Annotated in this window: 21 protein-coding genes and 1 tRNA gene; 9 read left to right on the plus strand and 13 right to left on the minus strand. The window is 73.9% G+C overall.

Going from position 1 to position 22898, the window contains the following annotated elements:
• Positions 1-25: 25 nt before the first annotated feature.
• Positions 26-1357: a DNA repair protein RadA gene (gene radA / locus D1781_RS02050; protein ID WP_119480612.1), complete on the minus strand. Its 1332-nt coding sequence runs from the start codon at positions 1355-1357 to the stop codon at positions 26-28.
• Between the two features lie 92 nt (positions 1358-1449).
• Here radA and D1781_RS02055 point away from each other — a divergent pair, with 92 nt between their 5' ends.
• A complete protein-coding gene (locus tag D1781_RS02055) occupies positions 1450-2370 on the plus strand; it encodes an alpha/beta fold hydrolase (protein ID WP_158589964.1) in 921 nt (306 codons plus the stop codon).
• A gap of 80 nt (positions 2371-2450) precedes the next feature.
• Positions 2451-2537 (plus strand) — tRNA-Ser (locus D1781_RS02060).
• Positions 2538-2679: 142 nt separating this feature from the next.
• Here the strand turns inward: D1781_RS02060 and D1781_RS02065 are convergent.
• Positions 2680-3786, minus strand: coding sequence for an NAD(P)/FAD-dependent oxidoreductase (locus tag D1781_RS02065; RefSeq protein WP_119480614.1), 1107 nt, complete (start codon positions 3784-3786; stop codon positions 2680-2682).
• 72 nt (positions 3787-3858) lie between these two features.
• Between D1781_RS02065 and D1781_RS02070 the strand changes: the two genes are divergently transcribed.
• A complete protein-coding gene (locus D1781_RS02070; RefSeq protein WP_233550929.1) occupies positions 3859-4314 on the plus strand; it encodes a MarR family winged helix-turn-helix transcriptional regulator in 456 nt (151 codons plus the stop codon).
• A gap of 49 nt (positions 4315-4363) precedes the next feature.
• Here D1781_RS02070 and D1781_RS02075 read toward each other — a convergent pair whose 3' ends face one another.
• Positions 4364-4558 carry a helix-turn-helix domain-containing protein gene (locus D1781_RS02075; RefSeq protein ID WP_267899775.1) on the minus strand — a complete coding sequence of 65 codons (195 nt, stop codon included), beginning with the start codon at positions 4556-4558 and terminating at the stop codon, positions 4364-4366.
• Positions 4559-4617: 59 nt separating this feature from the next.
• Positions 4618-5475, minus strand: coding sequence for an NAD(P)H-binding protein (locus D1781_RS02080; protein WP_119480615.1), 858 nt, complete (start codon positions 5473-5475; stop codon positions 4618-4620).
• An 81-nt stretch (positions 5476-5556) separates the two neighbouring features.
• Here D1781_RS02080 and D1781_RS02085 point away from each other — a divergent pair, with 81 nt between their 5' ends.
• Entirely contained in the window at positions 5557-6267 is a 711-nt protein-coding gene (locus D1781_RS02085; RefSeq protein WP_119480616.1) for a TetR/AcrR family transcriptional regulator, read from the plus strand.
• A 55-nt stretch (positions 6268-6322) separates the two neighbouring features.
• Entirely contained in the window at positions 6323-6967 is a 645-nt protein-coding gene (locus D1781_RS02090) for a Wzz/FepE/Etk N-terminal domain-containing protein (protein ID WP_119480617.1), read from the plus strand.
• On the opposite strand, the gene D1781_RS02095 is transcribed toward D1781_RS02090, so the two are convergent.
• The 5 genes from D1781_RS02095 to D1781_RS02115 form a co-directional block, all read right to left on the minus strand.
• The gene (locus D1781_RS02095) at positions 6968-7702 is read right to left on the minus strand and encodes an SGNH/GDSL hydrolase family protein (RefSeq protein ID WP_119480618.1); all 735 of its coding nucleotides are present in this window, start codon (positions 7700-7702) and stop codon (positions 6968-6970) included.
• Positions 7699-8187 (minus strand): Cys-tRNA(Pro) deacylase, encoded by a 489-nt coding sequence (gene ybaK, locus D1781_RS02100; RefSeq protein ID WP_119480619.1) that lies wholly within the window; start codon positions 8185-8187, stop codon positions 7699-7701. Before ybaK ends, D1781_RS02095 begins: the two co-directional genes overlap by 4 nt.
• A 29-nt stretch (positions 8188-8216) precedes the next feature.
• Positions 8217-9011 carry a DNA-formamidopyrimidine glycosylase family protein gene (locus tag D1781_RS02105; protein WP_119480620.1) on the minus strand — a complete coding sequence of 265 codons (795 nt, stop codon included), beginning with the start codon at positions 9009-9011 and terminating at the stop codon, positions 8217-8219.
• A 48-nt stretch (positions 9012-9059) separates the two neighbouring features.
• Positions 9060-13823, minus strand: a complete 4764-nt coding sequence (locus tag D1781_RS02110) for an Lhr family ATP-dependent helicase (RefSeq protein ID WP_119480621.1) — start codon at positions 13821-13823, stop codon at positions 9060-9062.
• A gap of 85 nt (positions 13824-13908) precedes the next feature.
• Positions 13909-14526 carry an alpha/beta hydrolase gene (locus D1781_RS02115; RefSeq protein ID WP_119480622.1) on the minus strand — a complete coding sequence of 206 codons (618 nt, stop codon included), beginning with the start codon at positions 14524-14526 and terminating at the stop codon, positions 13909-13911.
• Positions 14527-14573: 47 nt separating this feature from the next.
• Here D1781_RS02115 and D1781_RS02120 point away from each other — a divergent pair, with 47 nt between their 5' ends.
• Positions 14574-15116 carry an NUDIX hydrolase family protein gene (locus D1781_RS02120; protein WP_119480623.1) on the plus strand — a complete coding sequence of 181 codons (543 nt, stop codon included), beginning with the start codon at positions 14574-14576 and terminating at the stop codon, positions 15114-15116.
• Between the two features lie 76 nt (positions 15117-15192).
• Complete coding sequence (locus D1781_RS02125) at positions 15193-15561, plus strand: hypothetical protein (protein WP_119480624.1); 369 nt, start codon at positions 15193-15195, stop codon at positions 15559-15561.
• Between the two features lie 121 nt (positions 15562-15682).
• Here D1781_RS02125 and D1781_RS02130 read toward each other — a convergent pair whose 3' ends face one another.
• Together D1781_RS02130 and D1781_RS02135 are read right to left on the minus strand one after the other, a co-directional pair.
• On the minus strand, positions 15683-16189 hold the full coding sequence (locus tag D1781_RS02130) for a hypothetical protein (protein ID WP_233550931.1): 507 nt from the start codon (positions 16187-16189) through the stop codon (positions 15683-15685).
• Positions 16190-16236: 47 nt separating this feature from the next.
• Positions 16237-17163 (minus strand): phosphotransferase family protein, encoded by a 927-nt coding sequence (locus D1781_RS02135; RefSeq protein WP_158589965.1) that lies wholly within the window; start codon positions 17161-17163, stop codon positions 16237-16239.
• Between the two features lie 82 nt (positions 17164-17245).
• Between D1781_RS02135 and D1781_RS02140 the strand changes: the two genes are divergently transcribed.
• Entirely contained in the window at positions 17246-17548 is a 303-nt protein-coding gene (locus D1781_RS02140) for a DUF427 domain-containing protein (protein ID WP_119480626.1), read from the plus strand.
• A gap of 109 nt (positions 17549-17657) precedes the next feature.
• Here D1781_RS02140 and D1781_RS02145 read toward each other — a convergent pair whose 3' ends face one another.
• Both D1781_RS02145 and D1781_RS02150 read right to left on the minus strand, forming a co-directional pair.
• On the minus strand, positions 17658-18119 hold the full coding sequence (locus tag D1781_RS02145) for a SprT-like domain-containing protein (RefSeq protein WP_119480627.1): 462 nt from the start codon (positions 18117-18119) through the stop codon (positions 17658-17660).
• Positions 18120-18148: 29 nt separating this feature from the next.
• Positions 18149-18997: a spermidine synthase gene (locus D1781_RS02150; protein WP_119480628.1), complete on the minus strand. Its 849-nt coding sequence runs from the start codon at positions 18995-18997 to the stop codon at positions 18149-18151.
• Positions 18998-19359: 362 nt separating this feature from the next.
• Here D1781_RS02150 and rpoB point away from each other — a divergent pair, with 362 nt between their 5' ends.
• On the plus strand, positions 19360-22875 hold the full coding sequence (gene rpoB / locus D1781_RS02155) for a DNA-directed RNA polymerase subunit beta (RefSeq protein ID WP_119480629.1): 3516 nt from the start codon (positions 19360-19362) through the stop codon (positions 22873-22875).
• Positions 22876-22898 lie beyond the last annotated feature (23 nt).

Genomic DNA, 22898 nt, shown 5'->3' on the forward strand with positions numbered 1-22898 from the left:
CCGCTGAGCGGAGGCGCCTCGCGCGTCAGGAGGTGACGGCCTCGAGGATCGCGTCGCGGAGCTTCGCGAGATCCGGGCCGAGCATCGTGCCGAAGCCGAGGCGCTTCGCCTCCGCCTCCCGGCGCGCCGCCTGCAGCACCGGGCGGATCTCGCCGGCGAGGCTGATCTCGCCGCACACGGCGAGGTCGGGGCGCAGCGGGCGGTCCGTGACCGCCGATGCGAGGGCGAGCGCGATCGCGAGGTCGACGGCCGGCTCGGTCAGCCGCACCCCGCCGACGGTCGAGACGTAGACGTCCTTGCCGGCGAGCTGGATGTGGGCGTGCTTGATGAGCACGGCGATCAGCATCGCGACCCGTGCGCTGTCGACGCCGTTCACCACGAGCCGGGGGTTCGGCGCGTGCGAGTCGACGACGAGCGCCTGCACCTCCACGGGGATCGCGCGGCGCCCCTCGAGCGCGAGGGTGACGCACGTGCCCGGCTCGGTGCCGATCGAGCGGGAGAGGAAGAGGCCGCTGGGGTCGGGGACGCCGGCGATGCCCTCGCCCGTCATCTCGAAGCAGCCGACCTCGTCCGTGGGGCCGAACCGGTTCTTGACCGCGCGCACGAAGCGGAGGGCCGTCGAGCGGTCGCCATCGAAGTGGCACACGACGTCGACGAGGTGCTCGAGCACGCGCGGCCCGGCGATCTGCCCGTCCTTCGTGACGTGGCCCACGAGCAGGACGGGGATGTTCCGCTCCTTCGCCACCCGGGTGAGCGAGGCCGCGACCTCGCGGACCTGGCCGGGACCGCCGGCGATGCCGGTCGCGTCCGCCGTCGACACGGTCTGCACCGAGTCGACGATGATCAGCTGCGGCTGCACCTGGTCGATCTGGCCGAGCACGACGGCGAGGTCGGTCTCGGCGGAGAGCAGCAGGTTCGGGCTGAGGCTGCCGGTGCGCTCGGCGCGCATCCGCACCTGCCCGAGCGACTCCTCCGCGCTGACGTAGAGCACGCGGGCGCCCATCGCCGCGACGTGGGAGGCGACGGCGAGCAGCAGCGTGCTCTTGCCCACGCCCGGCTCGCCGGAGAGGAGGATCACCGAGCCCGGGACGACGCCGCCGCCGAGCACCCGGTCGAACTCGCTCTCGCCCGTGCGCCGGCGCTGCACCGGGTCGGTCGGGACCTCGGTGATCGGCTTCGCCTGCCGGCCGGGCGTGACCGTCGCGGCCTGGACGCGGCCCGCGGCCGCGGGCTCCGCCTCCTGCACCGTGCCCCAGCCCTGGCACTCCGGGCAGCGACCGACCCACTTCGCCGTGCGCCACCCGCACTCCGCGCAGCGGTACCCGGCGGGCGTCGGGCGGGGACGGGTGCTGGCCATGCCTCGAAGATATGTGCGGGCACCGACATCCTCGCGAGGCGCACACGGAAAGGGTGCGGGAGGATCAGGGGCCCTGGAGGAAGGAGCCCGGCATGGCGGATCGCCTGGTCACGCTGCGAGACGGTCGACGCCTCGGGCTGACGGCGTTCGGCGACCCGGCGATGGAGCGCGTCGTCGTGCTCTGCCACCCGGCGCCGGGAGCGGGCGGCTTCGACCCCGACCCGCCCGTCACCTCTCACTGGGGCGTCCACGTCATCTCCGTGGACCGTCCCGGCTACGGGTCGTCGACCCCGCTCGACGAGGAGGTCCGCCCCGGCATCGGCACCTGGGCGGACGACCTGGCCGCCTACGTGACGCTCGTCATCGAGCAGGCCCGCGAGACCGGCAGGACCCCGCTCGACAAGATCGGCGTCGTCGGCTGGGACGCGGGCGGCCGCGTGGCGCTCGCGATGGCCGCGCGGCACCCGGGCCTCGTGGACCGCGTGGCCGTCGTCGCGACCCCGGCCCCCGACTCGGCGGTCCCGTGGGTCCCGGAGGAGCAGCGGACGGTGATCGAGGAGCTGCTCCGCCTGCCCGTCCCGGAGGCCAAGCGGCGGCTGCGCGAGCTGCTGAGCGGCCGGCTGCCGGGCGGCCGCCCGGGCGTCGAGCTGCTCGCCAGCGGCGAGGCCGACCTCGCGCTCCTCGACGCGCCCGGCCTCCGCGGGCGCCTGGAGCGGATGCTGCAGCACGCCTACGACCAGGGCACGGTCGGCGAGGCCGACGACCTGCTCTCCTCGGCGCGGGACGACTGGGGCTTCGACCTCGACGACGTGAAGGCGCCGACCCTGCTCGTCTACGGCGCGAAGGACCGCGTCGTCCCGAGCGCGCACGGCCGCTGGTACCGCCGGCACCTGCACGGGGCGAGCACGCACCTCACGGTCGTGCCGCGGGCCGGTCACCTGGTGATCGCGCCCGCCTGGCAGCGCGTCCTGCAGCACGTCGACCCGCAGCACGGCACCCGCTCCGACGTCTGAGCGGCGCCCGCTCCCACCGCCGGGGATCGCCGCATCCCGCCGTTCGTCCGCGCCGCCAGGCGTCCCGTACACTCGTCCGCGGTGGCGTGTCCGAGCGGCCGAAGGAGCATGTCTCGAAAACATGTGATGGTGCAAGCCATCCGTGGGTTCAAATCCCACCGCCACCGCGTGTGACGAACTCCCTCGATCCGCTGATGCGGGTCGAGGGGGTTCGTCGTCCGCCCGGGACGCCGGTCCGCGCGCATCCGGGCGAGCCGGCCGGTCGTCCTCTCGCATGCGGCGAGGCGCGGAGCGAAGGAGCGGATCGGGTCAGACCGGCACGACGCCGAACCGCTCCGCGAAGCGGCTGGTGAACAGGTCCGCGCCCTTCCGCGCGATGACGGCGTCGAGCGGCGCCGCGGTGACGCCTCCGTCGGGGGTCGGGAGCTGCCCGACGCCGTGCCGGGTGCCGAGGGGGAGCAGGATTCGCGCGGCCGCGCTCGAGCGGTACTCGGCGGTCGCCGGCTCCCCGTGGAGGCGGGCGCGGACGTTCTCGACCACGACCGGCGCCTGGGTCTGCGCCCAGGTCGCCATCTTCGCGTCGGCGAGATCGGCGATGTCCCCGACCGCGGAGACGTGGTCGAAGCCGACGACGTTGAGGTGGGCGTCGACCGGGACGGCGCCCCGCTCGGTGAGCGCGGTGAGCGCTCCGTCCTCGAGGTAGGCGGTGTGCAGCCGGGCTCCGAAGGTCCGGAACCAGATGTCGGCGCTGATCTCCTCGCCGCTGCTCGTCCGCACCGTGAACGGGGCGTGGACGCCGTCGGGGACGGGCGGCGGGGCGAGCAGGGAGGTGCGCAGTCGCAGATCGATGCCGAGGTCGTCGAGCTGGCGGCGCAGGTCGGCGCGGACCTCCGGCAGGTAGCCGGGCAGGACCTCGGCGGACGGGGCCACGACCGTGATGCGCGTGGCCGGCCAGGCCTCGCGGATCTCGCCCGCCAGCTCCAGCCCGACGGGTCCGGCTCCGAGGATGAGGGCGTGCCGCGCCTGCGCGAGCTGCTCGCCGGACTGTCGGAGCGCGGCCGCGGCGACCGCGGCGTCGGCGCTGATCGAGCGCGGCCGAGCGGGGTACGGATGGCTCGAGCCGGTGGCGAGCACGATGTGTTCGCCCTCGATGCGATCGCCGGACTCGAGCACGACGCCGCCGGGGTCGACGGACGTCACGAGGCCGCGGACGATCCGGCCGTGCTCGAGCAGACCGGCGAGCGGGAAGAACGGGCGGTCCGCCCAGTCGCCCCGCACCATCGCCCGCATGGAGCTCGAGACGTTGACGAACGCGTCGCGCGGGTCGATCAGCGTGACGTCGGCGTCTCGATCGAGCTCCTTCGCGATCATCGTCCCCGCGTACCCGCCGCCGACCACGATCACTCGTCCAGTCATGATGCCTCCTAGAGTTGATGCTGCAACTTAAGAGTCGAGAGTTGCGTTGTCAACTCCTGCTACGGTTCCCGGGTGCCGGAGCCGCAGCCGATGTCCGACGCCGACTGGGCCTTCTGGGACTCGTGGATGCGGGCGCAGCGCCGGATGGAGCGCGAGGTCGACCGGGCGCTGCAGCAGGACTTCGACATCTCGAAGTCCGAGTTCGGGATCCTCGTCACCCTGCGGGCCGCTCCCGGCGGGGCGATGCGGGTCACCGAGCTGGCGGAGTCCCTCGGGTGGGAGAAGGGGCGCGTCGCGCACCTGCTGACCCGGATGGAGGCGCGCGGCTTCCTCGAGCGGGAGGAGGCCGGCGCTGCAGGGCGTCGCACCGGGATCACCCTCACGGCCGTGGGAGCCGAGCGGGTCGATCGGGCCGTCCTCGGCCACGGACGCGTGATCCGGCGGCTCGTGCTGGATCGCCTGGCGCCGGATCAGGTCCAGGCGATCTCGGCGTGGAGCCGCGCCATGACGGGCGACGGCAGCGAGTAGGGGATCCACGCGGATCGCGGAAGTCGCCGGCTCCCCGACCAGCAGGGGCTCAGGCGCCGATCGCGAGACGACGGCGGTAGTCGGACGGGGCCACGCCGACCTCCCGCTTGAACGCGGTGCTGAACGCGCTCTCGGAGCCGAAGCCGAGCTCGAAGGCGAGGCGCCCGATGCGGACCTCGGGATCGCGCAGGGCCCGCTGCGCGAGCACCATCCGCCACGCGGTGAGAGAGCGCACGGGCGGCACGCCAGCAGGTCGGTCGACGGGAGGGGTCCTCGTAGCGAGGGCCCCTCCCGTCGACCGGCTCAGTGCGCCTCGGGGGAGGCGAGCTCGTCGCGCACGCTCCGCGGGGCGCGGCCGAGCAGCTGGCCGAGCAGCGGATCGGTGCCGGCGAAGAACCCTCCGGCCGCGGCCCGGTACATGCCGAGCGTGAAGCGGGCGACGAACTCCGGCCGGCCGGCCGCGACCTGGGCGGCGAGCCACTCGTCCGCGTCGACGACGCGGAACCCGATCGGTCGACCGCCGACCTCCGAGGCGACCGCCGCGACCTCCTCGAAGGTCGGCGCCGACGGCGCCGTGAGGGTGATCGGGCCGTCGTACGCGCCCTCCGAGCGGAGGATCGCGGCAGCCGCCTCCGCGGCGTCCGCGCGGGACGTCCACGACACCGGGCCATCGGCGGGGACGACGATCTCGCCGGTCTGCTGCCACGGCCCCGTCAGCCACGCGAGGCTGTGCGCGTAGAAGCCGTTGCGCAGCGCCGTCCACGGGACCCCCGACTCGGCGAGCAGCCGTTCGGTCGCGGCGTGGTCGCGCCCCGGTCCGAACGGGGTGTCCGCGGCCGCGCCCTGATGGCTCGTGTAGAGGATCCGGCCGACGCCCGCGTCGACCGCCGCGGCGACGGCCGCCCCGTGCAGCGCGACGGCGTCCGCGGCCGGGTCGCTGGTCGAGACGAGCAGCAGCTGGTCCGCACCTGCGAAGGCGGCGGCGAGCGAGCCCGGGTCCGCGTAGTCGCCGCGGCGGACCTCGACGCCCCGGTCGGCGAAGCGCTGCGCGGCAGCGGGGTCGCGCGCGACGACGACGAGGTCGCTCGCGGATCCGGTCTCGAGGAGGTGGTCGGCGGTGGCGCCGTTGAGGGCGCCCGTGGCGCCGGTGATCACGATCATGGTTCGTCCGTTTCCGCTGGAAGTTTAATTGCGCTTCCAACGATAACACCGTCGCTAGCGAAGTTTCGTTATCGTTGATCCGTGGCAGTGGAGAGCAGGGACGCCCTGCGGGAGCGCATCACGCGTGAGGCGGGGGCGCTGCTCGCGCACGGCGGGCCGGGCGCGGTCACGACCCGCGGCGTCGCCGAGGCGGCCGGCGTGCAGGCACCGACCATCTACCGCCTCTTCGGCGACAAGGACGGCCTGCTCGAGGCGGTCGCCGAGCACACGATGGCGGCGCAGGTCGAGGCGAAGGCCCGGTACGCGGAGACGACCGCGTCGAAGGGCGTCGAACCCGTCGAGGACGTGCGCGAGGCCTGGGCGGCGCAGATCGAGTTCGGTCTCGAGAACCCCGCCCTGTTCCGGCTGCTCAGCGACCCGGAGCGCGTCCGCCACTCCGCTGCGGCCCGAGCGGGCCGCGAGGTGCTCGACGCCCGGATCCACCGCATCGCCGCCGCAGGCCGGCTCCGCGTCGACGAGGAGCGCGCCGCCGATCTCATGCAGGCCGCCGGGATCGGCGTCATCCAGAACCTGCTCGCGCACGAGGAAGGGGACCGCGACCGCGGCCTCAGCGAGGCGATGCTCGACGCCGTCCTCGCGCAGATCCTCCACGGCGGCGAGCCCGCAGCGGACGATCCGACGGTCGCCGCCGCGGTGGCGCTGCGCGCCGCCGCGCCGGAGCTGCCGGGCTTGACGGCGCCCGAGCGGCAGCTGCTCGCCGAGTGGCTCGACCGGGTGGTCCGCGCCCGCTGATCCCCGAGCGGGAACCGGGGTGCCGGGGGAGCGCCCCGAGTCGTACTCTCGCCGCATGTCCGAGACGGCTTCGACGCCGATGGCCCGCCGAGGCCTGCGAACCCTCGTGGTGCTCGTCGTCGTCGGTGCGCTCGTCGGCCTCGCGGCCGGGCTGGTCGCGCGGCCGGTCTACACCGCGGTCACGAAGACCTTCGTGTCCAGCACCGGCAGTAGAGCGACCCTGCTCGCGGACCAGGGTCCGTACGTCCAGCAGGTCGCCCGGTCGTTCGCGGAGGTCGTGACGCGACCGGTCGTGCTGGAGCCGGTCATCGCCGAGCTCGGCCTCGGCGCCTCGCCGTCCGCGCTGGCGAAGCGGGTCGACGCCCGGGTCGCGCAGGACTCGGTCGTGCTCGAGATCGCCGTCGCGGATCCGTCGCCGACGCGGGCCGCGGCGATCGCGAACGCCCTCGCTCAGCAGCTCGTCCGCGTCGCCGACAGGCTCATGCCGACGGGAGCCGACCGGGACGGACCGGAGCGCGTGACCATCGTCGACGCCGCATCGCCGCCCTCCGCTCCGTCGTCGCCGAACCCGGCCCTCGACGTCGCGCTCGGCGCCCTGATCGGCGCGGCGGTCTGGCTGCTCGTCGCCGCGGTGCGCACGCTCGCCGCGGGCGCCCGCCGAGGGTCGTCCGACGGGCCCGCGGCGCCCTCGATGCTCTGATCAGGCGGAGGCGGAGACCTCGGCCAGCCGCGACCGCACCGCCGGCAGGAACGCCTCCGCCCACACGCGGTGACCCCGGTCGTTCGGGTGGAACAGGTCGCCGGCCGCGTTGCGGATCGCGATCACGGGTCCGCCGCGACGCGTCACGGCGTTCAGCGGCGCCAGCACGTGGCCGTGCGCGGCGACGACCTCGTGGACGATCCGGTTCGCGGTGCGCACCCTCCCGGCGACCGGCAGGAAGCTGAAGCTCGGGAGGTCGGCGACGATCGAGCCCGGCGGCAGCGCGGCGCAGATGCGGTCGAACTCGTCGCGGAACCGCTCCGGCGCGAACGACCAGACGTCGTTCGCGCCGACGTCGAGCGTGACGACGATCGCCGGTGCCTTCGGGATGCGGTGCAGCTCGTCGGCGAGCACGACCGCGCAGGTGGCGCCGTCGATCGAGAGGTTCCGCACGCGTACCCGCTTGCCGGTGATCCGCGCGATCTCCTCCGCGACGATGCCGACGTAGCCGCGCCCCGGCTTCGACGCACCCAGGCCGAGCGCGGCCGAGTCGCCGAGCGCCACGTAGAGCACCGACTCCGGGTCGGCCTTCCCGCGCTCGCCCCAGTACACGTGGTGGTCGGGGATGCGGTTCGTCAGCAGGACGGTCCACGCCGAGCGGTGCCGGGCGAGCCAGACGAGGTAGCCCGCCAGTCCCGCCGCGGCGACCGCGCCGACGGCGGCGGACGGCCTCACGTCCGCACCCCGATCGGTGCGACCGTGCCGCTGGTCGCCGTCAGGAGGTCGCGGGGGGCGACCTCGATGTCGAAGCCGCGGCGCCCGCCCGAGACGAAGACGGTGTCGAACGCCTCCGCCGTCGCGTCCAGGACGAGCGGCAGCCGGGTCCGCTGCCCGAGCGGGCTGATGCCGCCGACCACGTAGCCGGTCTTCCGCTCGGCGAGGTCCGGCGCGGCCAGCGCGGCCCGCTTCGCGCCGACGGCCGGAGCCAGCGCCTTCAGGTCGAGCATCGACGAGACCGGCACCACGGCGACCACCAGGCGGCCGTCCGCGTCGACGACCAGGGTCTTGAACACGCGCTCGGGCGGGACGCCGAGCTCGCGCGCGGCCTCCATGCCGTACCCCTCGACCGCCGCGTCGTGCGCGTACGGGTGCGGGACGTAGGCGAGGCCCAGGCGGTCGAGCGCCTGCGTCGCCGCGGTGGTCGGCGGCTTCTTCGTCATCCGCCGATCATCCCCGGTCGCACCTGGGGTCACGACTGGCAGCGGGGGCACCAGTAGATCTCGCGGTCCATCGCCCCGCGCCCCGGCTGCACGGGGTCGCCGAGCGTGCCGCCGAGGATGCGGGTGCCGCACCGGCGGCACGGCTGGCCGGTCCGCCCGTACACCCAGTCCTGCTTCCCGCGGCGGGTGTCGCCCGTGAGGGTGCGCTCGACCCGGTTCTTGTTCGCCTCGAGCGTCCGCTTCGCGAGGTCGATCATGCGGGGCAGGTCCGCGACCTCGGCGACGGGCCGCGTCGGGAGGACGCCGCGCAGGAAGCAGAGCTCGTTTCGGTAGACGTTGCCGACCCCGGCGAGGTTCCGCTGGTCGAGGAGCGCCAGCCCGATCGCGCGGTCGGGTTCGGCCTCGATGCGGCGACGCGCCTCCTCGGCGTCCCAGTCGGGGCCGAGCAGGTCGGGGCCGAGGTAGCCGACCACGTCCTCCTCCTGGTCGCGGGGCAGCACCTCGAGCACGCCGAGCGCGAAGCCGACCGCCTGCCACGGCTCGGTCCCGAGCACGATGCGCGCCTCGAACGCCGGTCGGCGCCAGCGGCTGCCCGGCCGGTAGAGGTGCCAGGTCCCCTCCATCTTGAGATGGGAGTGGATGACGGCCGTCTCGGTGCGGAGGAGGAGGTGCTTCCCACGGCTGCCGACCGACTCGATGCGCTCGCCGGTGAGGTCGACGGTCGCGTACTTCGGCACCCGCACGTCGCAGGAGGTCAGCACCTCGCCCGCGAGCGCCGTGTGGAGGTTGCGGGCCGTGCGGTAGACGGTGTCGCCCTCAGGCACGGCGGCACTCGTTCCTCTCGCCGGACGGTGTCCCGCTGCGCTTATGCATCAGGCACGGAGCCGGAGCCCCTTCGGGGTCGCGGCGAACCCGGCGCCCTCGAGCAGCCTGCCGAACGGGCTGCCGAGCGCGAACTCGCCGTCGACCTTCTCGACCACGAGCTGCGGCACGCCGCCCGCGTGCACGACGGCCGCGAGGCCCTCCGCGGCGCGCCTGCGGTTCGTCTCGTCCGCGTCGAACAGCAGGACCGTCCGGCCGCCCCGCTCGACGTACGCGGTCAGCGCGCCGTCGACGAGCACGACCAGCGCACCCGCCTTCCGGCCCGGGCGGTGACCGCCGTCGTTCTCGGGCCACGGCAGCGCGGCGCCGTACGGGTTCGCCGGGTCGGTCGCGGCCAGCGCGAGCACGGCGGGGTCGTCCACCTCGGCACCGGCCTCGCGGCTGTGCTTCCGGAGGCGGTCCACCGTGCCGGCCGTCGAGAACTGGGCGGCGCCGAGGTGCTCCACGAAGTAGCCGCGGCGGGCGCGGCCCGCCTCCTCGAGCGCCGCGAGCGTCTTGTAGACGAGCGCGAAGCCGCCGGGCACCTGCTCGGCCTGGACCGCACCGCGCGTCACCACGCCGTACCGGTCGAGCAGCACCTCCGCGGTCGCGGCGGCCCGCACCGTCGCGTCGGACTCGGGCAGCGGGAGGATCGCCCACCGGCCCGCGGCCGTCGGCGGTCCGGACCGGACCGGCATCGCCGGGCGGCCCCGCCCCCGGTAGGAGCGGGCGCGCGGCGCTCGTCGCTGCGTGCGATGGCTGGTGTGGCCGGCGCCCGTCAGGGCCCGGACCGGGGCGAACGTGTCGTTCGTGACGAGCCCGTCCCAGACGAGGTTCCAGAGCGCCGTCGTGAGCGTGTCGTCGTTCGTCGCGCCGACGGTGTCCGCGAGCTGACGGAAGAAGTAGGCGCCCCCGCCGCCGAGGGTCGCGAGCACCTCCTGCTCGAGCGGCGTGCGATCGCCCTCCTCGAGGTCGGGCAGCGTGACCGGCAGCGCGTCGGCGAGGTGCAGCGCGATCCAGCCGTCGTTGCCCGCGAGCCGCCCGGTGCCGGACCAGACGACCTCGCCGGTCGCGGTCAGCTCGTCGAGCATGGCGGGGGAGTAGTCGCGGACGCGGGCGGGCAGGATCAGCGACTCCCACGCGGAGGCCGGCACGGGCACCCCGGCGAGCTGCTCGATCACCGTCGCGACGCCGTCGACCCCGCGCAGCGCCTTCTGCCCGACGTGCTGCCACTCGGGCAGGAAGCGGGCGAACGCCGGCTGCTCGACCGGCTCGACCTCCTTGCGGAGCGCGGCCAGCGAGCGGCGGCGGAGCCGGCGGAGCACCTCGACGTCGCACCACTCCGTGCCCGTGCCGCCCGGGCGGAACTCGCCCTCGCTGACGCGGCGCTCGTCCGCGAGGCGACGCAGGGTGTCGGTGACGACGGCGACTCCGAGGCCCAGGCGCAGCGCGGCGGCCGCGGCGGTGAACGGGCCGTGCGTGCGGGCGTAGCGACCGACGAGGTCGCCGAGCGGGTCGGCGACGGGCTCGACGAACGCGATCGGCACGCCGATGGGCAGCGGGACGCCGAGCGCGTCGCGGAGGCGGCTCGCGTCCTCGATCGCGGCCACCCACTGCTCGCCCGCCCAGCCCGCCTCGATCGCGCGCCGCGTGCTCACCAGCTCGGCCACCCAGGCCGCCGCCTGCTCGCTCGTCGCGGGGACTGGGCCCCTGTCAGCCGGTTCCGACGCGTCGCGAAGCGACGTGGCGGCCGTGCCGGCAGGGACGGCGACGTGAAGGCGGGCGGCCAGCTCGTCGACCGTGAGGGGGCCGAGGAGTCGGAGGAGGTCCGCCGCGCCCTCGACGCCCGACAGGCGCCGGTCGGCGGCGAGGCGCTGCAGCTCGCGTTCCGTCTGCTCGACGACGCCGGGGTCGAGCAGCTCCCGCAGCTCCACCCGGCCGAGCAGCTCGGACAGCAGCGTGGAGTCGAGGGCGAGCGCCTGCGCCTTGCGCTCGGCGAGCGGGCTGTCGCCCTCGTAGAGGAACGCGCCGACATAGCTGAACAGCAGGCTGCGGGCGAAGGGCGAGGCGGTCGGCGTCTCGACCTCCACGACGCGGACGGCCCGCGACTCGAGCCCCGCCGCGAGCTCCTTCAGCGCGGGCAGGTCGTAGACGTCCTGCAGCACCTCGCGGATCGTCTCGAAGATGATCGGGAAGGTCGGGAACTTCTTCGCGACGTCGAGGAGCTGGCTCGCCCGCTGGCGCTGCTGCCAGAGCGGCGAGCGGCGGCCCGGGTTGTAGCGGGGGAGGAGCAGCGCGCGGGCGGCGCACTCGCGGAAGCGCGAGGCGAAGATCGCGGACGACGTGACCTCGGTCGTGACGACCTGGTCGAGCTCGTCGGGCTCGAAGAGGAACAGGTCGGCGCCCGGCGGCTCCGCGTCCGTGTCCGGCACGCGCAGCACGATGCCGTCGTCCGCGGCCATCGCGCCGTTCTCGATCCCGAAGCGCTCGGACAGCCGCGCACCGACGGCGAGCGCCCAGGGCGCGTGCACCTGCATGCCGAAGGGGGAATGGAGCACGATGCGCCAGTCGCCGAGCTCGTCCCGGAAGCGCTCGAGGACGAGCGTGCGGTCCGAGGGCACCGAGCCCGTCGCCTCCGCCTGATCGCGGATGAATCGCACGAGGTTGGTGGCGGCGCGCTCGTCGAGCCCGATCCGCTCGGTGATCGCCGCGGTCTCGTCGTCCTTCGCGCCGGCGAGCGTGCGCTGGAACGCGCCGACGGCACGACCCAGCTCCGCGGGGCGGCCGAGGCCGTCGCCTTTCCAGAACGGCACGCGGCCCGGCTCGCCGAACGCGGGCAGCACGAGGACGCGGTCGTGGGTGATCTCCTGGATCCGCCAGCTCGTCGCACCGAGGCTGAAGACGTCCCCGACCCGCGACTCGTAGACCATCTCCTCGTCGAGCTCGCCGACGCGGTTGCCGCCGCCGTCTCCGCCCGACACCAGGAACACGCCGAACAGGCCGCGGTCCGGGATCGTGCCGCCGGAGGTGACCGCGAGGCGCTGCGCGCCCGGGCGCCCCGTGATCGTGCCGGCGTCGCGGTCCCAGACGATGCGCGGGCGCAGCTCGGCGAACTCGTCCGAGGGGTAGCGGCCCGCGAGCAGGTCGAGCACGGCCTCGTACGCGGACCGGGGCAGCGCCGCGAAGGGCGCGCTGCGGCGCACCGTGTCGAACCAGGCCTCCACCTCGAGCTCGTCGATCGCGCAGGCGGCCACCGTCTGCTGCGCGAGCACGTCGAGCGGGTTCGCGGGGATGCGCAGCGCCTCGATCTCGCCGCGCAGCATGCGGTCGGTCGCGACCGCGGCGTGGATCAGGTCGGCCTGGTGCACGGGGAAGACGACACCGGTGCTGATCTCGCCGACCTGGTGGCCGGCGCGGCCGACGCGCTGCAGGCCGCTCGCGACCGAGGGCGGAGCGCCGACCTGCACGACGAGGTCGACCGCGCCCATGTCGATGCCGAGCTCGAGGCTCGACGTCGCGACGACGCACCGGAGCCGGCCCGACTTCAGGTCGTCCTCGATGATGCCGCGCTGCTCCTTCGACACGGAGCCGTGGTGCGCCCGGGCGAGGACCTCGGTGGCGCCGCGGGTGGACCCGGACTGCGCCATCACCGCGGCGGGGGCGGGCGTCCCGCGGCCGGCCAGCGCGGTGGCGAGCACGGGCTGCTCCGCCTCCACCGCCTCGCGGGCCTCCTTCGCCTCGACGCGCTCCTGGTACTCCTCGTTGAGCCGCGCGGTGAGGCGCTCGGCCTGCCGCCGCGAGTTCGTGAAGACGATCGACGACCGGTGCTCGAGCACGAGGTCCGTGATGGTCGACTCGACGTACGGCCAGATCGACCCGGTGCGCTGCGGCAGCGGGTCGTCGGGATCGAACACGTCCTGCGCCGCCGAGCCCTCGTGCGGTTGCGCGTCGTCCTCCTTCACCATCCGCACGGCCGCCACACCGCTTCGCGGCGCGTCGGAACCGGCGTCCGTGGGCCCAGGCCATCCGCTGCCGAGATCGGGGTCCGACATGTCGTCGACCGGCACGACGACGGTGAGGTCGAACGTCTTCTGCGCCTTCGGCGCCACGATCGTGACGGGCGAGCGCCCGCCGAGGAACCGGGCGACCTCCTCCACCGGCTTCACCGTCGCCGACAGGCCGATGCGCTGCGCCGGCCGCTCGAGCATCGCGTCGAGGCGCTCGAGCGACAGCGCGAGGTGCGAGCCGCGCTTCGTCGCCGCGACCGCGTGCACCTCGTCGACGATCACCGTGTCGACCGTCGCGAGCGTCTCGCGCGCCGCGGAGGTGAGCATGAGGAACAGCGACTCGGGCGTCGTGATCAGGATCTCGGGCGGGTCGTTCGACAGCGCGCGCCGCTCCGCCTGGCTCGTGTCGCCGGAGCGCACGCCCACGCGGATCGGCGGCGGGGTCTGCCCGAGACGCTTCGCGGTCTGCGTCACGCCGACGAGCGGGCTGCGGAGGTTGCGCTCGACGTCGACGCCGAGCGCCTTGAGCGGCGAGACGTAGAGGACCCGCGTCCCCTTCACCGCGTCGGCGGGCCGGTTCGCGAGGCGGTCGATCGCCCAGAGGAAGGACGCGAGCGTCTTCCCGGAGCCGGTCGGCGCGACCACGAGGGCGTGCTGCCCCTTCGCGATCGCGGCCCATGCGCCCGACTGCGCCGCGGTGGGCGCGCGGAAGGCGCCGACGAACCACTCGCGGGTCGCGGCGCCGAACGCGTCGAGGACATCAGGCATGGTCGAAGGATTGTGCCCCCTCCCGCCGACACTCCGGCGCGAGCGCACGGAGCCCCCGGGTCGACCCTCGGTCGGCGAGGGCGCCTCAGGCCAGGAAGGCGGCGACGTCGGCGAGCTCGGCGGCGTCGATGCCGTGCCCGAGCCCGGGGTAGACCCGGACCTCGGTCCCCGGCCGGTTCGCGAGCGCCGCGGCGGTGCGGGCGACGACCTCCGGCGGGATCACGGCGTCGACGTCCCCGCGGCCCCACAGCAGCGCCGGGCCGGGCGGCGGGGCGGGCAGGTCCTCCGGCAGGAACCCCGCGAGCACGGCGGCGCGGTCGAACCGCTCGGGGGCCGCGTGCAGCAGGGCGAGGGTCACCGCGCCGCCCTGCGAGAAGCCGAGCAGCCGAACCGCGGTCGGATCGCCCGCGCTCGCCGTCAGCGCGTCGAGCGTCCCGAGCACCGCGGTCGCCGCGTCCACGAGGCCGGCGCCCGCGAGCACGGCCTCGCGCGGCCCGTCGAACCAGCCCGCGCCGGGCCCGACCGGCACCGGCCCGCGCAGCGAGACGACGGCGTCGCCCTCGGCGGCGACGGCCTCCCCGACCTCCAGCAGGTCCTGCTCGTCCGCGCCGTAGCCGTGCAGGAGGAGGAGCAGCCGGCGCCCCTCGAGGCGGTCGATCGCACGCGTGGCGACCGCGTGGAGCGGGATCCGGTCGTCGGTCATCCCCGCATCCTGCCCGTGCACGGCGACGCGCCGGGTAGAAAGGGGGCATGAGCAGCGTGCGCACGCCCGATCCGAACCCGGGATGGCTCGGCGAGGAGGAGCTCGCCGCCATCCGGCAGCGCCTCCCGCTGCTCTACGTCGAGGCGGTGCCCGTGCGCACCGACGGCATGGGCCGGGTCACCGAGGTCGGGCTGCTGCTCCGCGTCGGCGCCAGCGGCACGATCGCGCGGACCATCGTCTCCGGTCGCGTGCTGTACGGCGAGACGCTGCGCGACGCGCTCTTCCGCCACCTCGAGAAGGACCTCGGGCCGATGGCGTTCCCGCAGCTGCCGGCGAGCCCGGTGCCGTTCCAGGTCGCCGAGTACTTCCCGACGCCGAGCCCCTCGCAGTACACGGACGAGCGGCAGCACGCCGTCGCGCTCGCCTACGTCGTGCCGGTCACGGGCACGTGCGACCCGCGGCAGGACGCGCTCGAGCTCACCTGGATGACGCCGGAGGAGGCGTCGTCGCCGTCGGTGGCGCAGGAGATGGAGGGCGGCCGCGGCGGCCTCGTCCGCGCCGCGCTCGCCTCCGTCGGCCGCCTCGTCTGAGCGGTCCCCCTTCTTCGGGGGCGTCGCCGCGGTTCGCCCGCGAGCGGCTCCTCCGCCGCGGCTACGGTCGACCGTCGTGCTCACGACCGCCGCTGCCGCCACCCCGACCTTCACCGTCTCGGTCGCCTCGGCGGTGACGATCGCGGCCGGCGTGCTCGCCGTCGTCGACTCCGCCCTGCGGTTCCGGCGGCCCGGCGGGAACGCGATCCTCGCGATCGTCGCCCTGGTGCTCGGCCTGCTGCTGCTCGTCCGGGTGTTCGGACCGGTCCAGCAGTACGTGTCGACGTCGATCCCCGTCCTGTACCTCTCCGTCGCGGTGACGGTCGTGCTGCTCGTCGAGCTGCTCGTCAAGGCGGCGCGCAAGAGCGGGATCCTCTGGCTGACGATCGTCGCCACGCTGGTCTGCGGCGCGGCCGCGGTGATCGCCTTCCTCAAGGTCGGCTGACCCGCGCACTCCGCGGATCCGCAGATCGTTCGCGGATCCGCAGGATCCGGGCGACACGCCGCGGTCGGACCATCACGCGTCGGCGTGTCGGGGAGGAACTGCGGATCCGCGAGGACCCGGCTCACGCGGCGTCGGGCACGCGCTCCTCGTCGAAGCCCGGCGCGAGCTGCTTCAGCCGCAGGCCGCGCCACTGCCAGAGCGGCCACAGCCCCGCCCACAGGCCGGGCGTGAGCGGCCCGGCGTCGAACTCGAGCCGGTCGCGGTAGAGCGTCGCCCGCGGGTCGTCGGGGTGCGGCGCGACCGCCATTCGGTGGTACCAGGAGCGGATCACCCCGGGCAGCCCGTCGAGCCCCCGGCCCGCGTCCCGCACGATCCGCACGCCCTCGTGGGTCGTCTCGTCGAGCGAGATCGAGATCTCCTGGTCGCCGAACGGCACGAACCCGGCGCCGAGCAGCTGCACGGGGTGGTCGCCCGGCGTCCACCGCGGCGGGAAGCCGCCGTCCTCCTTCGACGCGTACGAGAGCCAGGGGCCCGCGACCTCGCGCATCACCGTCGGCGACTGCAGGGCGCGCCACGCGGCCTCCGGGGCGCACTCCAGCCGCTCCTTCAGCATCACGACCATCCGCATGGGCGCCAGTATCGCGGGCGCGCCCGGGCGGGAGCAGGAGACGGTGCTCAGCGCCGGGCGCGCTCCGCGATCCAGTCGAGCGCGATGCCGCCCTGCAGCCGCTGGAACGCCCGGATCCCGGCCATGCCCACCGGTTCGGGCAGCAGCGACCGCCGCACGGAGTAGCCCGCGAGCGCGGCGAGCGCCGCGTCCACCGCGAGCGGGTCCACCGCGGCGAGCACCGGGTGGGCGAGGGCGCGGTCGGCGTCGCCGCCGAGCCGGCGCACGTCGAGCGCGTAGGTCAGCGCGTCGAACCACGCCGCGCCCTCGATCGCGTTCGGCCAGTCCACGAGCAGCGCGGTGCCGTCGGGCCGGACGAGCACGTTGTCGGGCCGCAGGTCGCCGTGGACCAGGCCGTCGCCCGCGACGGCGTCGCCGGCGGGCGCCGCCAGGGCGGCCAGCGCGCGGACGGCCGCCGCGCCGCCCGGCACGGCGTCGGCCCGGCCCTCGTCGAGCAGCCGGGTCCAGTCCGCGGCGCCGTCGTCGAGCGCGTCGCGGGCGGTCTCCTCCGCCCGCGGCACGGAGGCGGGCGCGGGCACGGGCAGCGCGGCGACCGCGTCGAGCACCGCCGCCGTGTCCGTCGGCGACCGCGGATCCGGGTGGCGGCCGTCGACGTGCTCCACCGCCACCGCGATCCAGCCGTCGTCCTCGACCCGGCCGAGCAGGCGCGGCGCGACGCCGCTGCCGGCGAGCGCCTCGAGCACCGCGGCCTCGCGCCGGTGCATGTCCACGGTCACCGCGTTCACGGCGGCGCTCGCGGTCTTCACGAACGCCCGCCGCCCGTCCTCGAGCAGGACGACGTCCGCGGTGCCCGGCGACCAGCCGCCGGCGCGGCTCGCCGCTCCCGTCACCCGCGACCCGAGCAGCCCCTCCACCGCGGCGCGGAGGGGGGCCGGGACGTCGAGCCACTCGGGCCGTGGGGAGGACCGCTGCATGCCGCCATCCTCGCGGCCCAGGCGGAATGCGGCGGCGTGCGGCAGGGTTCGCTCGAGGACGAGACCCATCGAGGAGGACGACATGAAGGCTGTGGTCGGCGACACCGTGATCGCGGAGGCTCCGAAGGAGGACCTCATCTCGATCGAGGGCAACTGGTACTTCCCGCCGTCGAGCGTGAAGGGCGAGCTGCTCGAGAAGAGCCCCACCCCGTACACCTGCCCGTGGAAGGGCGAGTGCCAGTACTTCACCGTCGACGTGGACGGCCAGCGCCTGCAGGACCGCGCTTGGAGCTACCCGCACCCGTACGACAGCGGCATCCAGCGCGTAGGCAAGGACTTCAGCGACTACGTCGCGTTCTGGAAGGAGGTCCGGGTCACCGACTGACCCGGACCGTCGGCACCTGCTGATCGTGGTGCCGGAGCAGCGGGCCTCGAGACCGCGCCGCGTGGTCTCGAGGCCCGCCGCGTCGTACCTCGACCGGCGGGGACGTCGATCAGCGGACCTCGACCGCCGCGGGGCGCCACGCGATCAGCGACGCCCGGCTGAAGCGGCGCGAGCAGAGCCCGCACGACGTCTCGCGGGTCGGCCGCCGGAACCGGCGGTGCTCGTGACCGGCGGGGCAGGTGCCGACCCAGGTCGCCCGGTCCTCCGCGATCGGGCGGTCGTGGAGCCGCGAGCCCGTGTAGCCGATGGCCGCGGCGCGGGCGCGCCAGCGGGGGCCGTGCGCGGCGCGGTGCCCCGCGAGCGCGTGCGCGACCTCGTGCAGCAGGACCTGCCGCACCTCGTCCTCCTCCGCCCGCTCGGCGAGGTGGCGCGACAGCGTGATGCGCCGCTCCACGTGGTGGCACGCGCCCGCGCGGCGCACGGCGCGGTCGAAGGCGAACGTCCATCCGCGGCCCGGCAGGTGCTGCGCGAGCAGCGCCTCGGCCAGGCGGACCACGTCGGGGGCGAGCACGGCGGGGAGGGTAGCCGCGCGCTCCGACGTCAGCGGGAGAAGATGCCGCGACCCGGGTCGGGGGAGGGGCTCGCGGTCGCGTCGGTCACGACCGCCGCGCCGCGGATCAGCGAGGTCAGGTCGTCGCCCGACACGGCCTGGGCGGGGTGCGGGCCCGCGGCGACGAGGCGCGGCAGCCAGTCGAGCAGCGCGGCGTCGCGGGTGCCGACGAGCACCAGGTTGCCGAAGCGGCGGCCCTTCATGGTCTGCGCCTCGGCGAGGACGGCGACGTGCGGCAGCACCGCCGCGACCGTCGCCATCTGCGTGCGCGCGAAGGGGAGCCCGGCGCCGTCGGCGACGTTGACGGCGAGGATGCCCCTGGCGTTCAGCAGCCCGGCGGCGAGCCGGTAGAACTCGACCGTCGTCACCGGCGCCGGGATCGTCGCGCCGGCGAAGACGTCGACGACGACGAGGTCGGCGGCGCCCTGCAGGCCGGCCGGCAGCTTCTCCGCGACCTCGCGGGCGTCGCCGTAGCGCACGCGGATCGAGGCGCCCTTCGGGAGCGGGAGGCGCTCGCGCACGAGGTCGACGAGCGCGGGCTCGAGCTCGACCACCTGCTGGCGCGAGCCGGGGCGGGTCCACGCGACGTACCGCGGGATGGTGAGCGCGCCCGCGCCGAAGTGGACGGCCGTGATCGGCTCGCCCGGGTCGCCGATCAGGTCGATCGCGTGGCCGATCCGCTCGACGTACTCGAAGGCGAGGTCGGTCGGGTCCCCGAGGTTGACGCTCGACTGCGGCGTCCCGTCCACGACCAGCTCGGTGCGCGCCGGGTTCCACCGGTCGACCTCGAGCGTGGCGACCTGGCCGCCCGACAGCAGCACCGAATCCGACTTCGCCACGGTCCGACCCTAGGACTCGGCGCCGGGGTGCTCGTGGACCTCCGGATCCGCGAGAGAGCGGAACAGGTGCGCGCGGCGCGCGGTTATAGCGGACGAGCGCGCGCAGGGTCAAGCACCCGGCTGGACAAACGCCTGGAGCGGGGGTACGCTGATTCTCTGCGCTCGTCGGTCGACCCCTGCAACGGGACCCGGACCGACACCTCTCGCCCTCATATTGCGGTCGGCGGCTCGGCGTGCGGTCTGCCAGCAGACGGTACGCCATCGGGGGAGCGCTCGGCACGCGCCACACGTCCTCTTGCTCGACACGACAGGAATCGGGACCGCACCCGGAATGCGCGGTCCCGCCGAAAGGTCACATCTCCTTGGTTTCCGCGCCTGACGCCACCACTCCCATCAACGGTCGAGGGGCGTCCCGCCTCTCCTTCGCCAAGATCACCGACACGCTGACGGTCCCCGACCTGCTGGCCCTCCAGACGGAGAGCTTCGACTGGCTCGTGGGTTCCGACGCGTGGCGCGCCCGCGTCGAGGAGGCGCAGGCAGCCGGTCGCAACGACCTGCCCGCCCAGAGCGGCCTCGAGGAGATCTTCGAGGAGATCTCCCCGATCGAGGACCTCTCGGAGACGATGCAGCTCTCCTTCACGAACCCGTTCCTGGAGGAGAAGAAGTACACGCTCGAGGAGTGCAAGGAGCGCGGCAAGACCTACGCCGCCCCCCTGTACGTCGAGGCCGAGTTCATGAACCACCTCACGGGTGAGATCAAGACGCAGACGGTCTTCATGGGCGACTTCCCGCTCATGACCGACAAGGGCACGTTCATCATCAACGGCACCGAGCGCGTCGTCGTGTCGCAGCTCGTCCGTTCGCCCGGCGTCTACTTCGAGCGCCAGCAGGAGAAGACCTCCGACAAGGACGTCTACTCGGCGCGCATCATCCCGAGCCGCGGCGCGTGGCTCGAGTTCGAGATCGACAAGCGCGACCAGGTCGGCGTGCGCATCGACCGCAAGCGCAAGCAGTCCGTCACGGTCTTCCTCAAGGCCCTCGGCCTGACGAGCGAGGAGATCCTCGAGCACTTCCAGGGGTTCGCGTCCATCGAGCTGACGCTCGAGAAGGACAACATCCTCACCAAGGAGGAGGCGCTCAAGGACATCTACCGCAAGCTGCGTCCGGGCGAGCAGGTCGCCGCGGAGGCCGCTCGCGCGCTCCTCGACAACTTCTACTTCAACAGCAAGCGCTACGACCTCGCGAAGGTCGGCCGCTACAAGATCAACCGCAAGCTCGGCATCGACGCGCCCCTGACGGACAGCGTGCTGACGGTCGACGACATCATCGCGACGATCAAGTACCTGGTCGCCCTGCACGACACGGCGGCCCCGGCCGTCAAGCAGGTCGGCGAGAAGATCTGGGCGCTCGAGGGCACCCGCGACGGCGCCGCCGCCGACATCCGGCTCGACGTGGACGACATCGACCACTTCGGCAACCGGCGCATCCGCGCGGTCGGCGAGCTGATCCAGAACCAGGTCCGCACCGGCCTGTCCCGCATGGAGCGCGTCGTCCGCGAGCGCATGACCACGCAGGACATCGAGGCGATCACGCCGCAGACCCTGATCAACGTCCGCCCCGTGGTGGCCGCGATCAAGGAGTTCTTCGGCACCTCGCAGCTGTCGCAGTTCATGGACCAGAACAACCCGCTGGCCGGCCTGACGCACAAGCGGCGTCTCTCCGCGCTGGGCCCGGGCGGTCTGTCCCGCGAGCGCGCCGGCGTCGAGGTCCGCGACGTGCACCCGAGCCACTACGGCCGCATGTGCCCGATCGAGACCCCGGAAGGCCCGAACATCGGCCTGATCGGCTCGCTCGCGTCGTTCGCGCGGATCAACTCCTTCGGGTTCATCGAGACCCCGTACCGCCGGGTGGAGAACGGCGTCGTCACCGACGACATCCACTACCTGACGGCGTCCGAGGAGGACGAGTACCTCGTCGCGCAGGCGAACGCCCCGCTGAACGCGGACATGTCCTTCGCCGAGGACCAGGTCCTCGTGCGTCCCAAGGGCGGCGAGGTGGAGCTCGTCGCGAAGGGCCGCGTCGACTACATGGACGTCTCCCCGCGCCAGATGGTGTCGGTCGCGACCTCCCTCATCCCGTTCCTCGAGCACGACGACGCGAACCGCGCGCTCATGGGCGCGAACATGCAGCGCCAGGCCGTGCCGCTGCTGCGCTCGGAGAGCCCGGTCGTCGGCACCGGCATGGAGGGCTACGCCGCCATCGACGCGGGTGACGTCGTCACCGCGCACGGTGCGGGCGTCGTCGCCGAGGTCGCCGCGGACTACGTGACCATCCAGCTCGACGAGGGCGGGACGGAGACCTACTACCTCCGCAAGTTCGACCGCTCGAACCAGGGCACGTCGTACAACCACCGCGTGGTCGTCGACGCCGGCCAGCGGGTCGAGGTCGGCCAGGTGCTGGCGGACGGCCCGGCGACGGAGAACGGCGAGCTCGCGCTCGGCAAGAACCTGCTCGTCGCGTTCATGCCGTGGGAGGGCCACAACTACGAGGACGCGATCATCCTCAGCCAGAACCTGGTGAAGGACGACGTCCTCTCCTCGATCCACATCGAGGAGTACGAGGTCGACGCCCGCGACACCAAGCTCGGCAAGGAGGAGATCACCCGCGACCTCCCGAACGTCGCGCCGGACCTGCTGGCCGACCTCGACGAGCGCGGCATCATCCGCATCGGCGCCGAGGTCAGCCCCGGCGACATCCTCGTCGGCAAGGTCACGCCGAAGGGCGAGACCGAGCTGTCGGCCGAGGAGCGCCTGCTCCGCGCGATCTTCAACGAGAAGAGCCGCGAGGTCCGCGACACGTCCCTGAAGGTGCCGCACGGCGAGCAGGGCACGGTCATCGCGGTCAAGGAGTTCTCCGCGGAGAACGACGACGAGCTCGGCTCCGGCGTGAACCAGCGCGTGGTCGTCTACATCGCCCAGAAGCGCAAGATCACCGAGGGCGACAAGCTCGCCGGTCGTCACGGCAACAAGGGCGTCATCTCGAAGATCCTGCCCGTCGAGGACATGCCGTTCCTCGCGGACGGCACGCCGGTCGACGTCGTGCTCAACCCGCTCGGCGTGCCCGGCCGCATGAACTTCGGCCAGGTGCTGGAGATCCACCTCGGGTGGATCGCCAAGCAGGGCTGGAAGGTCGAGGGCACCCCGGAGTGGGCCGGCCGCCTGCCGGAGGCCGCGTTCTCCGCGCCCGCCGGCTCCAAGCTCGCGACGCCCGTCTTCGACGGCGCCGCGGAGGAGGAGATCGCCGGTCTGCTCGACTCGACCACGCTGAACCGCGACGGGGAGCGCCTGATCGACTCGACGGGCAAGACCCGCCTGTTCGACGGCCGTTCGGGCGAGCCCTTCCCGGACCCGGTGAGCGTCGGCTACATGTACATCCTGAAGCTGCACCACCTGGTGGACGACAAGATCCACGCCCGCTCGACCGGCCCCTACTCGATGATCACCCAGCAGCCGCTGGGCGGGAAGGCGCAGTTCGGCGGCCAGCGCTTCGGCGAGATGGAGGTGTGGGCCCTCGAGGCCTACGGCGCGGCCTACGCGCTGCAGGAGCTCCTGACGATCAAGTCCGACGACATCCTCGGCCGCGTGAAGGTCTACGAGGCGATCGTCAAGGGCGAGAACATCCAGGAGCCCGGCATCCCCGAGTCGTTCAAGGTGCTCATCAAGGAGATGCAGTCGCTCTGCCTGAACGTCGAGGTCCTCTCGGCCGACGGCCAGGTCGTCAGCCTCAAGGACACCGACGAAGAGGTGTTCCGCGCGGCGGAGGAGCTCGGCATCAACATCTCCGCCCGGTTCGAGTCGTCCTCCATCGACGACATCTGATCCGGCCCCCACTCAGACGCATA

The sequence above is a fragment of the Amnibacterium setariae genome, assembly GCF_003581425.1.
GTDB lineage: Bacteria > Actinomycetota > Actinomycetes > Actinomycetales > Microbacteriaceae > Amnibacterium > Amnibacterium setariae.

What these genes read in the sequence shown, in the direction of transcription:
- D1781_RS02090 (WP_119480617.1), top strand. Translation starts at nt 6,323, where the DNA reads ATGTCCGAGACGGCTTCGACGCCGATGGCCCGCCGAGGCCTGCGAACC.
- ybaK (WP_119480619.1), bottom strand. Translation starts at nt 8,187, where the DNA reads ATGACGAAGAAGCCGCCGACCACCGCGGCGACGCAGGCGCTCGACCGC.
- D1781_RS02080 (WP_119480615.1), bottom strand. Translation starts at nt 5,475, where the DNA reads ATGATCGTGATCACCGGCGCCACGGGCGCCCTCAACGGCGCCACCGCC.
- D1781_RS02065 (WP_119480614.1), bottom strand. Translation starts at nt 3,786, where the DNA reads ATGACTGGACGAGTGATCGTGGTCGGCGGCGGGTACGCGGGGACGATG.
- D1781_RS02130 (WP_233550931.1), bottom strand. Translation starts at nt 16,189, where the DNA reads ATGCGGATGGTCGTGATGCTGAAGGAGCGGCTGGAGTGCGCCCCGGAG.
- D1781_RS02055 (WP_158589964.1), top strand. Translation starts at nt 1,450, where the DNA reads ATGGCGGATCGCCTGGTCACGCTGCGAGACGGTCGACGCCTCGGGCTG.
- D1781_RS02140 (WP_119480626.1), top strand. Translation starts at nt 17,246, where the DNA reads ATGAAGGCTGTGGTCGGCGACACCGTGATCGCGGAGGCTCCGAAGGAG.
- D1781_RS02115 (WP_119480622.1), bottom strand. Translation starts at nt 14,526, where the DNA reads ATGACCGACGACCGGATCCCGCTCCACGCGGTCGCCACGCGTGCGATC.
- D1781_RS02135 (WP_158589965.1), bottom strand. Translation starts at nt 17,163, where the DNA reads ATGCAGCGGTCCTCCCCACGGCCCGAGTGGCTCGACGTCCCGGCCCCC.
- D1781_RS02120 (WP_119480623.1), top strand. Translation starts at nt 14,574, where the DNA reads ATGAGCAGCGTGCGCACGCCCGATCCGAACCCGGGATGGCTCGGCGAG.
- D1781_RS02110 (WP_119480621.1), bottom strand. Translation starts at nt 13,823, where the DNA reads ATGCCTGATGTCCTCGACGCGTTCGGCGCCGCGACCCGCGAGTGGTTC.
- radA (WP_119480612.1), bottom strand. Translation starts at nt 1,357, where the DNA reads ATGGCCAGCACCCGTCCCCGCCCGACGCCCGCCGGGTACCGCTGCGCG.